12 protein-coding genes are annotated in these 11590 nt (G+C 72.3%); 8 read left to right on the top strand and 4 right to left on the bottom strand.

From position 1 onward, the window contains the following. The coding region (locus tag E2C05_RS23090; protein ID WP_133222002.1) for an MBL fold metallo-hydrolase at positions 1 to 1121 on the top strand (1121 nt) is incomplete at its 5' end. Positions 1122 to 1202: 81 nt separating this feature from the next. Continuing rightward, on the top strand, positions 1203 to 2177 hold the full coding sequence (locus E2C05_RS23095) for a tripartite tricarboxylate transporter substrate-binding protein (RefSeq protein WP_133222003.1): 975 nt from the start codon (positions 1203 to 1205) through the stop codon (positions 2175 to 2177). Positions 2178 to 2279: 102 nt separating this feature from the next. On the opposite strand, the gene E2C05_RS23100 is transcribed toward E2C05_RS23095, so the two are convergent. Continuing rightward, positions 2280 to 3362 carry a zinc-binding dehydrogenase gene (locus tag E2C05_RS23100; RefSeq protein ID WP_133222004.1) on the bottom strand — a complete coding sequence of 361 codons (1083 nt, stop codon included), beginning with the start codon at positions 3360 to 3362 and terminating at the stop codon, positions 2280 to 2282. Between the two features lie 201 nt (positions 3363 to 3563). On the opposite strand from E2C05_RS23100, the gene E2C05_RS23105 reads away from it, so the two are divergent. Then, the gene (locus E2C05_RS23105) at positions 3564 to 3854 is read left to right on the top strand and encodes a hypothetical protein (RefSeq protein WP_133222005.1); all 291 of its coding nucleotides are present in this window, start codon (positions 3564 to 3566) and stop codon (positions 3852 to 3854) included. A 209-nt stretch (positions 3855 to 4063) separates the two neighbouring features. On the opposite strand, the gene E2C05_RS23110 is transcribed toward E2C05_RS23105, so the two are convergent. The 3 genes from E2C05_RS23110 to E2C05_RS23120 form a co-directional block, all read right to left on the bottom strand. Then, the gene (locus tag E2C05_RS23110; protein WP_133222006.1) at positions 4064 to 5317 is read right to left on the bottom strand and encodes an ABC transporter substrate-binding protein; all 1254 of its coding nucleotides are present in this window, start codon (positions 5315 to 5317) and stop codon (positions 4064 to 4066) included. A gap of 135 nt (positions 5318 to 5452) precedes the next feature. Continuing rightward, the gene (locus E2C05_RS23115; RefSeq protein WP_158292316.1) at positions 5453 to 6427 is read right to left on the bottom strand and encodes a Bug family tripartite tricarboxylate transporter substrate binding protein; all 975 of its coding nucleotides are present in this window, start codon (positions 6425 to 6427) and stop codon (positions 5453 to 5455) included. A 101-nt stretch (positions 6428 to 6528) separates the two neighbouring features. Continuing rightward, complete coding sequence (locus E2C05_RS23120) at positions 6529 to 7365, bottom strand: flagellin (protein WP_133222008.1); 837 nt, start codon at positions 7363 to 7365, stop codon at positions 6529 to 6531. A 275-nt stretch (positions 7366 to 7640) separates the two neighbouring features. On the opposite strand from E2C05_RS23120, the gene rfbC reads away from it, so the two are divergent. From rfbC to E2C05_RS23145, 5 genes are all read left to right on the top strand, one after another. After that, positions 7641 to 8225, top strand: coding sequence for a dTDP-4-dehydrorhamnose 3,5-epimerase (gene rfbC / locus E2C05_RS23125; RefSeq protein WP_133222009.1), 585 nt, complete (start codon positions 7641 to 7643; stop codon positions 8223 to 8225). A gap of 11 nt (positions 8226 to 8236) precedes the next feature. Then, complete coding sequence (gene rfbB, locus E2C05_RS23130) at positions 8237 to 9298, top strand: dTDP-glucose 4,6-dehydratase (RefSeq protein ID WP_133222010.1); 1062 nt, start codon at positions 8237 to 8239, stop codon at positions 9296 to 9298. Further along, on the top strand, positions 9298 to 10263 hold the full coding sequence (gene rfbD / locus E2C05_RS23135) for a dTDP-4-dehydrorhamnose reductase (protein ID WP_133222011.1): 966 nt from the start codon (positions 9298 to 9300) through the stop codon (positions 10261 to 10263). Before rfbB ends, rfbD begins: the two co-directional genes overlap by 1 nt. Continuing rightward, complete coding sequence (rfbA, locus tag E2C05_RS23140; RefSeq protein ID WP_133222012.1) at positions 10260 to 11132, top strand: glucose-1-phosphate thymidylyltransferase RfbA; 873 nt, start codon at positions 10260 to 10262, stop codon at positions 11130 to 11132. Before rfbD ends, rfbA begins: the two co-directional genes overlap by 4 nt. 114 nt (positions 11133 to 11246) lie before the next feature. Further along, positions 11247 to 11590, top strand: a 344-nt coding sequence (locus E2C05_RS23145) for a hypothetical protein (RefSeq protein ID WP_205082984.1), incomplete at its 3' end; no start/stop codon positions are given.

Here is an 11590-nt window from a genome sequence, read left to right on the forward strand (position 1 = left end):
GGCCCGCGCTGCGGCGGCGGGCCGGGCCGCGGCCGGGGCCGGCGCGGGGCGGGATCGGTCGCCCGCTCTCGACCCGCCCGGCCGGCCATGGCACCAGCCGGCGGATGCCCGACATGCTGCATCCCAGGCTGCTGAACGGCCGCACCGGCGACCCTGCCCTGCATGTCGAGGTGCCGCACCAGGCGGAAGCGCTGCTGCTGGATTGCGGCGACCTGTCCGCGCTGGCGCCGCGCCACCTGCTGCGCATCGGCGCGCTGGGCGTCAGCCACGCGCATATGGACCACTGGGCCGGCTTCGATGCGCTGCTGCGGGTGCTGATCGGGCGGGAGAAGGTGGTGCAGGTCGTCGGGCCGCCGGGCTTCGCGCAGCGCCTGTCGCACCGGCTGCACTCCTATACCTGGAACCTGGTGGACCGCATCGCGGCGGACCTGGTGTTCGAGGTGACGGAGGTGACCGGTGATGCGGCCTGGCCGCGCAGCCGCTTCCGCCTGCGCACGGGCTTCGCGGCGGAAGCGCTGCCGCCCGGGCCGGCCGTGGCGGATGGCACCGTGCTCGCGCTCGGCGCGCTGCGGCTGCGGGCCAGGCTGCTGGACCATGGCATCCCCGTCCTCGGCTTCGCGGTGGAGGCGGCGGGCCACCTGAATGTCCGCGGCGCGCGGCTGGCGGCGCGCGGCCTGCCGACCGGGCCCTGGCTGGCGGGGCTGAAGCGCGCGGTGGCGGATGGCGCGCCGGACGACACGCCGATCCCGGTCTTCGCCCGGCCCTCGGCGGCGGCGGGCGCGCCGACCCTGCCGCTGGCGGGCCTGCGCGACCTGGTGCAGGCGACGCCTGGCCAGCGCCTCGCCTACCTCACCGACCTCGCCGATACGGCGGCGAACCGCGCCGCCGCGATCGCCCTGGCGCGCGATGCCGACATGCTGTTCATCGAGGCGCCCTTCGCCGCCGCGGATGCGGCGCATGCGCTGGACCGCCGCCACCTGACGACCCGGGCCGCGGGCGAGATCGCCCGCGCGGCCGGCGCGACGCGCATCGAGCCCTTCCACTTCTCGCCGCGCTACGAGGATGCCGAGGCGCGGCTGCTGGCCGAGGTGCTGGCCGCCGCCGGCCGCCTGCCGCCGTGACGCCTTTGCATTGACAGCCTGGCGGCGCGCGCCGCAGCCTTCCCGCGTCCAGGAACGACATCTGCCACGGGGAGGGAAGCCATGCGCCTGCCACGCCGGGACCTGCTGCGCGCCGCCGGCGCCGCCGCATTGCTGCCGGGGGCGGCCCGGGCCGCGCTGCCCACAGGCACCGTCCGCATCCTGGTCGGCTTCCCGCCCGGCGGCGGCACCGATGTCATGGGGCGGGTGATCGCCGAGGCGCTGCGCAAGCGCGGCAACCTGCGCAACATCGTCATCGAGAACAAGGTCGGCGCCAGCGGCACCCTGGCCTGCGAGACGCTGAAGCATGCGGCGCCGGACGGCACCACGGTTCTCTTCGCGCCCAGCGCCAGCACGGTCCAGCCGGTGCTGACCTTCCGCAGGCTGCCCTGGGACCCGCGCACGGATTTCGCGCCGCTGACCATGACCGGCACGGTGCAGACCTGCTGGGTGCTGGCGCCGCACCTGCCGGCGCGGGACTTCCGCGACTACATCGCCTGGGTGAAGGCGGATGGGCGGCGCGGCAGCTTCGGCAGCACCGCGCTCGGCTCCTCCACGCATTTCTTCGGGCTGCAATTGTCGGGCGCCTTCGGGGTGGAGCTGGAGCCGGTGGGCTACCGGGGCGCGGCGCCGGTCATCGCCGACCTGACGGCCGGGCATATCGCCGCGGGCTGCGGCGGCGTCTCCGACTTCCTGACCTTCCACCGCGACGGCAAGCTGCGCATCGTGCTGACCAGCGGGCCGAAGCGCGGGATCACCACGCCGGACGTGCCGACCATCGCCGACCTCGGCCACCCCGACCAGGCGAGCTTCGGCTTCTACGCCTTCTTCGCGCCGGCCGGCACGCCGGCGCCGATGGTCGCGGCGCTGGGCGCCGAGCTGGCGGCGGCGACGATGGAGCCGGAGGTGAAGGCCCAGCTGCTGACCATCGGGCTGGAGCCCGAGACCTCCTCCCCCGCCGCGCTCGGCCGCATCCTGGCCGAGGATATCGAGCGGTGGCGGCCGGTGGTGGAGAAGAGCGGCTTCAAGGTGGACTGAGCACCGGACGCGGAAGGGATGGCGGCGCCGGCCCGGTTGCCGATGCCGCCGGCGGCGCCGGTGCCCTGCAGGTCAGGCCACGGGCCGCTCCCGCAACAGGCCCTATCGCCAGGGCTCGACCAGCACCTTGGCGTGGACCTCCGGGCTGGCCAGGTCCCTGAAGGCCTGGCCGACGCCGTCGAGGCCGGTGCGGCCGGTGATCAGCGGCGCCACGTCGATCCGCCCGGCGGCGATATGGCCAAGGGTCGCGGCGAATTCCTCCGCCGTATAGGCCAGCACGAATTGCAGGCTGAGCTGCTTGACGATGCCGAAGAGCGGCTCGATGCGGTCGGGTTCCATGCAGACGCCGACGACGACGATGCGGGCGCCGGCCGGCGCGCCTTCCATGATCTGCTGCACCACCCCCGGCACGCCGACGCATTCGAACACCACCGCCGGCCGCCGGCGGGGCGAGAGGCCGAGCAGCTGCGCATAGCGGCCGGCATCGAAGCCTTCCGGCGTCACCGCCTGCTCCAACGCCGCATAGGGAGAGTCCGTGGCGGGGTCGAGCACCAGGTCGGCGCCCATGCGCCGCGCCAGCGCCCGCCGCGCCGGCGAGAAATCCGCCGCGATCACCGGCGATATGCCCTGCAGCTTCAGCGCGGCGATGGTGGCCAGGCCGATCGGGCCGCAGCCGATGACCAGCGCCACATCCTCCGGCGTGGTGCGCGCGAAGGCCACGGCATGCACGCCGACCGCCATGGGCTCGACCAGCGCGGCATGGTCGGGGTCCATCCCGGGCGGGATGGGCAGCAGCATGCGCTCGGCCAGCGGCAGGTATTCGGCGAAGCCGCCGGCGAGGTCCGGGTTGTAGCCGATGCCCTGCACCTGCCGCCCGGCGATGGTCAGCGGCATGGAGGTGACGAGGTCGCCGGGCTTGAAGCGCCCTTCGGTGCCCGGGCCGTTCGCCACCACCTCGCCGACGAACTCGTGCCCGAAGACCACGGGCCGGTCCGCCACCATCTGGAAGCGGCCCCCGGTGCGGCGGGCGAGGTCGGCGAAGATCGTCGGGAAGGCGGCGGCGTGCAGGTCGGACCCGCAGATGCCGCAGGCCCGGGTGCGCACCAGCACCTGCCCCTCGGCCGGCACCGGGTCCGGGATCGTGGCGGTGCTGAACCCGCCCTGGTGGAAGATGGCGGCGCGCATGGTGTTTCCTCCCGCTTTGGGGCGGAAGCCTAGCAGCCTGCCAGGACCGGTAAACTCGAGGCTCCCAGGGGCCCTTCGGCCTCCCGGATCACCGCAGGGCGACGCTGCGCGACGTGATGGGCACGCCCGCGGCCTGGGGCGCCGGGGCGACGGAGCGTCTCCAGAAGCGCTAGGCTGGAGGCCAGGGACAGGGGGCACGGCATGGCGCGCGAGGATGCGGAGCGGCTGCGGGGCGAGATCATTGCGCTGGAGACCGCGCTGGCCGCCGCCTTCGGCGAGATCGCGGTCCTGCGCGCCGCGCTGGAGGGCACGGGCACGGCCGGCGCGCTGGCGGCGATGGATGCGATGGCGAAGCAGCTGGAGGGATCGGTGCTGCGCGGCGTTGTCGGGGCGGAGCAGGCCGGGCGGGCCGCGGCGGCGGAGGGCTTCGAGCAGCGGATGGAGCTGATCGTCCATGCGCTGCGCAACGCCATCGCCTTCCGCGGCACCTAGAGCGGATCCCGCTCGGCTGGAATCACCCGGGCGGGTGGAGATGCTGGCGGGTTCAATTGGCCGGATTGGTTGCCGTGCGCCATGGCGACGGGCAACCGCCCCGGGGCGGCTTGCCCGGGCATCCGCCCCGCGGCCGCGGTGATGCGGCGTCCCGTCGCGGATGCCGCACCGCCGCGGAGGGCAGGGCGGCGCGGGCCGCCCCGCCGGCCTCAGGCCTTGACGAAGGCGCAGCCACCCTCCGCCAGCGGCCGGAAGGCCTCCTCGGGCGGGACGGTCGCCAGCAGCTTCAGCACGTCGTAGCGGGACCGGCTCTCGGCCGGGGTCTTGACCTGCATCAGGTAGCCCGGATGCAGCTTGCGCCCATCCTCCCGGACGCGGCCGGGCCCGAAGCAGTCGTCGTCGGTCGGCATCGCCTTCATCCGCGCGATCACCGCGGCGCCGTCCGCCTTGGCCGCCGGCACGCCCATATCCGCCACCGCCTTCAGGTAGTGCAGCGTCTGGGCGTAGATCCCGGCATTGGCCATGTTCGGCCACAGCTCCGGCGTCTTCGGCCGGACGCGGTCGTTGAAGGCGCGGGTCCGGTCGTTGAGGTCCCAGTAATAGGCCTGGGTGGTGATCAGGTTCTGCGCCACCTGCAGCCCCAGCACCCGCACATCGGTGTCGTAGGTCAGCAGGCTGACGATGGTCATGCTGCGGTTCAGGCCGAATTCATGCGCCTGCTTGATGCAATTCTGCAGATCGGCGCCGGCATTCCCCAGCGCGAGGACCTTGGCGCCGGACGCCTTGGCCCGCAGCAGCAGGGACGAGAAGTCGGTGGTCGCGGGGAAGGGGTAGAAGGCGCTGCCCAGCACCTTGCCGCCCTTGGCCTCCACCACGCCCGAGGCGTCCCGCACCAGCTGCTGGCCGAAGGAATAGTCGGCCGCGACGAAGAACCAGCTGGCCCCGCCGCGCTGCACCACGGCCGAGCCGCTGGAGCGCGCCAGCATGTAGGTGTCCCAGGTCCAGTGGATGTGGTTCGGCGAGCATTGCCGCCCGGTCAGCTCCGTGGTGCCGGGGCCCGAGAGCAACAGGGGCTTGTTCTTCTCTCGCGCCACCGAGGAGACGGCGAGCGAGGTGGCGGAGGTGTTGACGTCGAGCAGCGCATCCACCCCTTCGCGGTCGAACCATTGCCGGGCGATGGTGACGGCGTTGTCCGCCTTGTCGAAATGCTGGCCGAGCAGGATCTCCACGTCCCAGCCGCGGCCGGCGACGTCGAAATCCTCCAGCGCCTGCTGCGCGCAGGCCATGGAAGGGCGGTTGAGGTCGGCATAGGGGCCGGCGAGGTCGGTGATGATGCCGAGCTTCAGCTTCGGCCGGGCGCCGCCGCCCGATTGGCCGCCTGTCTGGGCGAAGGCGCGCGTGATGCTGCCGCCCGCGGCCGCGCCGATGGACGCGCCAAGGGCCTGGCGCCTGGTGAGGGCCATGCAATTCCTCCCGTTCTCTGTCGTTCCTGGACGGGAGGAGCCTAGGGCGCCCGGCGCGACCACCACAAGCCGCGCCGGGCGCTGGTCCGGGGAGGGCGGCCCGCGTCCGGGCGCCGCGCCTGCCGGCGCGCCGCGCTATTCCGGCTTGACGTTCGCCGCCTTCACCACCGGCGCCCAGCGCTCATACTCGGCGCGGACGAAGCGGCCGGTCTCCTCCGGGTCCATCCAGATCGGCTCGCTGCCCATGTCCAGCAGCCGCTGGCGGATGGCGGGCGTCTCCATCACCTCCCGCAGCGCCGGCGCCAGCCGCTCCGCCACCACGGCCGGCGTGCCGCGCGGGGCAAACAGGCCGGTCCAGGACCGCACGGCATAGTCCGGCACGCCCTGTTCCTGGATGGTCGGGATCTCCGGCCGGCTGCGCACGCGTTCGGCCGAGCCGACGCCGAGGATGCGCACCTGCCCGGCCGAGGCCGGGCCCCAGACGGTGGGCAGGTTCAGGAACACCATGGGGACGGTGTTGCCGATCAGGTCGGCGATCGCCTGGCCGCCGCCGCGATAGGGGATATGCGTCAGGTCGAGCCCGGTGCGGAGCTTCAGCAGCTCCCCCGCCAGGTGGTTGGAGGAGGCGACGCCCGAGGAGCCGAAGCTGACCCCGCCGCGCGTGGCGCGCACCTTGGCGATCAGTTCCGGCACGCTGCGCACGCCGAAGGCGTTGGAGACGGCGAGCACGTTCGGCACGTCCACCAGCATGCAGACCGGCAGCAGCGCCTGCTGCACGTCATAGCCCAGGTCGGGCGCCGCCAGCGGGTGGAAGACATGGTTGGAGGCGGAGGAGACCAGCAGCGTATGGCCGTCCGGCCTGGCCCGCGCGGCCATGCCCATGCCCAGGCTGCCGCCGCCGCCCGGGCGGTTCTCCACCACGAAGGGCTGGCCGAAGCGGGCTTCCAGCGCCGGCGCCAGCAGCCGCGCCGCGACGTCGTTGGACCCGCCCGGCGCCCAGGGGACGATGAGGGTGACGGGCCGGGTCGGCCATGCCTCCTGCGCCCGGGCGGCCAGCGGCAGCAGCAGGGCGGGCGCGGCCAGCGCGGCGCGGCGGGGCAGGCGCGGCATCGGGATCCTCCGGCGACGGGTGCCGGCGGCCATAGCGCGCGCCTGGGAGAGCGGGAAGGGCGGTGCCGCGCGGCCCCGGCCGGGGCGCGGCACCCCCTGGATCAGTTCCGGAACAGGCCCAGCAGGGTCTGCGGCGCCTGGTTGGCGATGCCGAGCGCCTGGGTGCCGAGCTGCTGGCGGATCTGCAAAGCCTGCAGCCGGGCGCTTTCCTTCGCCATGTCGGCATCGATCAGCGCACCCAGGCCGCTTTCCTGGGCGTCCAGGATCGACTTGTTGTAGGTGATCTGGGTGTCGATGTAGTTGGAGTAGCTGCCGAAATTGTTCAGCTGCGTGAGCGTGCGCGAGATCGCGGTGGTGACCGCGCCGCCGGCCGTCAGCGCATCCGAGGCGGAGGCGCGGTCCCAGGCGTTGGAGGTGGAGATGGTGTTCCAGATCTGCGCCAGCGCCGAGTAGCTGCTGAAGGTGTAGTACTTGCCGGACCCGTTGGTGATGACGTTCACCGTGGTGGCGGCGGCGTCATCGAGGATGTTGGTGCCGTTGTAGGTGGCGTCCTCGATGAAGGCCTTGATGTTGTTGGTGAGCTGCTTCACCTGGTCCTGGTACTGGGTGCGCTGGCTGTCGGTGATGGTGCCGTCGGCCAGCTTCACCGTCAGCTCCTTCAGCTTCTGGAGCGAGGTGGAGACGTTCTGCAGCGCCGCCTGGGTGACGTCGAGCAGGCCCTTCACGCCGCCGAGCTGCTGGTTGGCCGAGTTGGTGGCCGCCATGTCGCCGCGGATTCGCTCCGCCACCGCATAGGCGGCGCCGTCGTCCCGCGCATCGGCGACGCGGTAGCCGGTGGAGATCTTCTTCTGCGTGGCGGAGAGTTCGTCCGAGGTCCGGTTCAGCGACTGAAGCGCGACCATGGCCCCGACATTGGTGTTCACGGAATTCAGCGGCATGAGGCTTTTCCCCGGACCGGCCCCGGTCCTGGGGCCACTGGCCGTCACTGTCGCGCCGAAGGGTCAAGAAGCGGTTAAACAAGCCGCGCCAAACCCCGCCTATCCGCTGCGGCCCCTTGTCTTCACAAGGATTTCAACTCAACTAAGGTTCAGTTACGGAACAGGCGACGCAGGGCCACACCTTGCCGCAACTCCGTTCCGACATGGTGAACCGCTATGTGCCATACCTGCCCGGAGACAATCGCGTGGCTGAGCGCAACATCCGAGACTGCCCGATGAGCGATGACCGCCGCGTGGCCGGGAACTTCACCGCCGAAGGCCTCGGCCTGCCCGGGCCGGTGCTGATCACGCCGCGCCGATTCGGCGACCATCGCGGCTTCTTCCTGGAAACCTACAGCGCGCGCGACTTCGCCGCGCTGGGCATCCCCGATGTCTTCGTGCAGGACAACCATTCGCTCTCGGCGCAGCCGGGCACCATCCGCGGCATGCATTTCCAGCGGCCGCCGCATGCCCAGGCGAAGCTGGTGCGGGTGCTGCGCGGCGCCATCCTCGACATCGCGGTCGATATCCGCCGGTCCTCGCCCTTCTACGGCCGGCATGTGGCGGCGGAGCTGACCGCCGAGAATTGCCGCCAGCTCTATGTGCCCACCGGCTTCGCGCATGGCTTCTGCACGCTGACGCCGGATACCGAGGTGGCCTACAAGGTCACCGATCTCTACGCGCCGGACTGCGATGCCGGCATCGCCTGGGACGACCCGGACCTGGCGCTGCCCTGGCCCTTCGGCGCCGCGGAGGTGCAGCTTTCCGACAAGGACCGGCGCGCGCCGCGGCTGCGCGACCTGACCCCGGCCTTCGCATGAGGAGCCAACCGATGCGCATCCTGGTCACCGGCGGCGCCGGCTTCATCGGCTCGGCCGTCGCCCGCCTGCTGGTGCAGGATCGCGGCGCCGCCGTCCTCGTCGTGGACAAGCTGACCTATGCCGGCGACCGCCGCAGCCTCCGCGACTGCGAGGGCAGGCACGGCTTCGAATTCCTGGAAGCCGATATCTGCGACACGCCGCGCATGCGGGACGCGATGGCGGCGTTCCGCCCCGATGCGGTGATGCACCTGGCCGCCGAGAGCCATGTGGACCGCTCCATCACCGGCGCGGCCGATTTCATCCGCACCAACATCAACGGCACCTTCTCCATGCTGGAGGCGGCGCGCGGCTACCATGCGTCGCTGGAGGGGCAGGCGAAGGCCCGCTTCCGCTTCCACCACATCTCGACCGACGAGGTCTTCGGCTCGCTGGGCCCGACGGGCGCCTTCTCCGAGACCACGGCCTATGACCCGCGGTCGCCCTATTCCGCCAGCAAGGCGGCGTCCGACCACCTGGTCCGCGCCTGGCACGAGACCTACGGCCTGCCGGTGCTGGTCACCAATTGCTCGAACAACTACGGGCCCTACCACTTCCCGGAGAAGCTGATCCCGCTGGTCATCCTGAACGCGCTGGAGGGGAAGGACCTGCCGGTCTATGGCGACGGCAGCAACATCCGCGACTGGCTGCATGTGGAGGACCATGCGCGGGCGCTGGTCACGGTGGTGGAGCGCGGCCGGGTGGGCGAGACCTACTGCATCGGCGGCCGCGCCGAGCGCCGCAACCTCGAGGTCGTGCAGACCATCTGCGACCTGCTGGACCAGCGCGTGCCGGCGGCGCGGCCGCGGCGGGAGCTGATCCGCTTCGTCACCGACCGCCCGGGCCATGACCACCGCTACGCCATCGACTGCGCGAAGATCGAGACGGAGCTTGGCTGGCGCCAGGAGCAGAGTTTCGAGAGCGGCATCGCGGCCACGATCGACTGGTACCTGGCGAATGAGTGGTGGTGGAAGCCGCTGCGGGAGAAGAAGTACAGCGGCCAGCGGCTGGGACTCCTTGCCGAGAAGGCCGGCTGATGCGCGTCCTCGTCATCGGCCGCACCGGGCAGATCGCCAGTGAATTGCTGCCGCGCCTCGCCGCGGCGGGGCATGAGGCGGTGGCGCTGGAGCCGCCGGAATTCGACATGACGCGGGCGGACCACATCGCCGCCGCCTTCGACCGCGTCCGGCCCCAGGCGCTGGTGAACTGCGCCGCCTATACCGCGGTGGACAAGGCGGAGGACGACCGGGCGCTGGCCTTCGCGGTGAATGCCACCGGCCCGGGCCTGCTGGGCCGCGCCGCGCGCCGCGCCGACATCCCGGTGGTGCACTACTCCACCGACTATGTCTTCGACGGCAGCAAGCCCGAGCCCTATGTCGAGACCGACGCGCCCGACCCGGTCGGCGCCTATGGCGCCAGCAAGCTGGCGGGCGAGATGCTGCTGCACGACGCCCAGCCGCGCAGCGTGACCCTGCGCACCGCCTGGGTCTGCTCCCCGCATGGCGGCAATTTCGTCAAGACCATGCTGCGCTTCGGCAAGGAAAGGCCGGAGCTGCGCGTGGTCGCCGACCAGCACGGCGCGCCGACCTTCGCCGCCGACCTCGCCGCCGCCGCGATGGCGCTGCTGCCGCGCCTGGTGGACTCCCGGGCGGGCGACGCCGTCTTCGGCATCACCCACCTGACCGGCGCGCCCTACACCACCTGGCACGGCTTCGCCGAGGCGATCTTCGCCGGGGCCGCGCGGCGCGGCCAGCCGGCGCCGAAGGTCACGGCGATCACCACCGACGAATACCCGACCAAGGCGCGCCGCCCGGCCAATTCGCGGCTCGACTGCACCCGCGCCGCCACCGTGCTCGGCATTCCGCCCGCGGACTGGCGGGCTGGCCTGGAGCGCTGCCTCGACGACCTCCTTGCACAGCAACTGCCGAATTCCGGCTCCGCGTGCCCGGCTACGCCTGGGCCCGCCGCCGGTCCGGCAGCCATGAAGGATCCCACGCGATGAAGGGCATCGTCCTCGCCGGCGGCAGCGGCACCCGGCTCTATCCGGCGACGCTCGCCGTCTCGAAGCAGCTGCTGCCGGTCTTCGACAAGCCGATGGTCTACTACCCGCTCTCGGTCCTCATGCTGGCCGGGATCCGGGAGATCATGATCATCTCCACGCCGCATGACCTGCCGCTGTTCCGGCGCCTGCTGGGCGATGGCAGCCAGTGGGGCATCCGCCTGGAATACCAGGTGCAGGAAAAGCCGAACGGCATCGCCATGGCGCTGGTGCTGGCCGAGGAATTCCTCGCCGGTGGCCCCTCCGCCCTCGTGCTCGGCGACAACATCTTCCACGGCCATGAGATGGATGCGCGGATGGCCGAGGTGATCCCGGAGACGGGGGCGGCGGTCTTCGCCTACCGCGTCTCCGACCCCGAACGCTATGGCGTGGTGGAATTCGACGCCACCGGCCGCGCCCTGTCGATCGAGGAGAAGCCGAAGCAGCCGAAGTCGGACTGGGCGGTCACCGGCCTCTATTTCTACGACGGCCGCGCGCCGCAGATCGCCCGCGGGCTCGCCCCGTCCCCGCGCGGCGAGCTGGAGATCACCGACCTGAACAAGGTCTATCTCGAGGAAGGCTCGCTGCGCGTCTGCCGCATGGGCCGCGGCTATGCCTGGCTCGACACCGGCACGCATGAAAGCATGCTGGAAGCCGGCGAATTCGTCCGCGTGATCGAGAAGCGCACCGGCCAGAAGGTCGCCTCGCCCGAGGAGATCGCCTGGCGCAAGGGCTTCATCACCGACGAGAAGCTGCTGGAGGTGGCGCGGCCGCTGCGCAACAGCGGCTATGGCCGCTACCTGGAGAACCTGATCGCCCACGCGCACGGCTAGCGCATGCCGCGTCCCGATCCGCGCGCGCGGCCTGCGCCGGCCATGGCCTGCCCGGCATCCTCCGGCGTCCAGGGGCATTCCCCTGGGCCCGGTCCGGCCTAGGGCCCGGCCGCCATGCCGGACGGCGCCCTTCCGCCCGAGTCCGGCCTGGTCCACGCGACCCGCGCCCTGCTCGGCCGCGACCCGGCCGGGGCGGCGCCGCGCGCGCGGCCGGCCGATCCCATCGCCGACCTCGCGGCGCTGCCGGAATACGGCGCGCTGCTGGCCCGGCTGGCGGCCGGGCTGCCGACCCGGCATGTCGCGCTCGACCCGGCAGCGCTCGCCACCGCCTGGGACTGGGCACGCAACCGGCGGCTGCTGAGCCGCGTCGCGGCGGCGCTGCCGGCCTCCCCCGGCGCGCTGGCCGCCGGCCTGCTGCACCTGCCGCCGGTCGCGGCGCGGATCGCCACCCTGCCACC

The organism is Paracraurococcus ruber (assembly GCF_004353985.1).
GTDB classification, from domain to species: domain Bacteria; phylum Pseudomonadota; class Alphaproteobacteria; order Acetobacterales; family Acetobacteraceae; genus Paracraurococcus; species Paracraurococcus ruber.

Excerpts from the sequence above, each read along its gene's own strand:
- E2C05_RS23100 (WP_133222004.1), bottom strand. The coding sequence starts at position 3,362 with ATGCGCGCCGCCATCTTCCACCAGGGCGGGTTCAGCACCGCCACGATC.
- E2C05_RS23120 (WP_133222008.1), bottom strand. The coding sequence starts at position 7,365 with ATGCCGCTGAATTCCGTGAACACCAATGTCGGGGCCATGGTCGCGCTT.
- rfbA (WP_133222012.1), top strand. The coding sequence starts at position 10,260 with ATGAAGGGCATCGTCCTCGCCGGCGGCAGCGGCACCCGGCTCTATCCG.
- rfbC (WP_133222009.1), top strand. The coding sequence starts at position 7,641 with ATGAGCGATGACCGCCGCGTGGCCGGGAACTTCACCGCCGAAGGCCTC.
- E2C05_RS23115 (WP_158292316.1), bottom strand. The coding sequence starts at position 6,427 with ATGCCGCGCCTGCCCCGCCGCGCCGCGCTGGCCGCGCCCGCCCTGCTG.
- rfbB (WP_133222010.1), top strand. The coding sequence starts at position 8,237 with ATGCGCATCCTGGTCACCGGCGGCGCCGGCTTCATCGGCTCGGCCGTC.
- E2C05_RS23095 (WP_133222003.1), top strand. The coding sequence starts at position 1,203 with ATGCGCCTGCCACGCCGGGACCTGCTGCGCGCCGCCGGCGCCGCCGCA.
- E2C05_RS23105 (WP_133222005.1), top strand. The coding sequence starts at position 3,564 with ATGGCGCGCGAGGATGCGGAGCGGCTGCGGGGCGAGATCATTGCGCTG.
- rfbD (WP_133222011.1), top strand. The coding sequence starts at position 9,298 with ATGCGCGTCCTCGTCATCGGCCGCACCGGGCAGATCGCCAGTGAATTG.
- E2C05_RS23110 (WP_133222006.1), bottom strand. The coding sequence starts at position 5,317 with ATGGCCCTCACCAGGCGCCAGGCCCTTGGCGCGTCCATCGGCGCGGCC.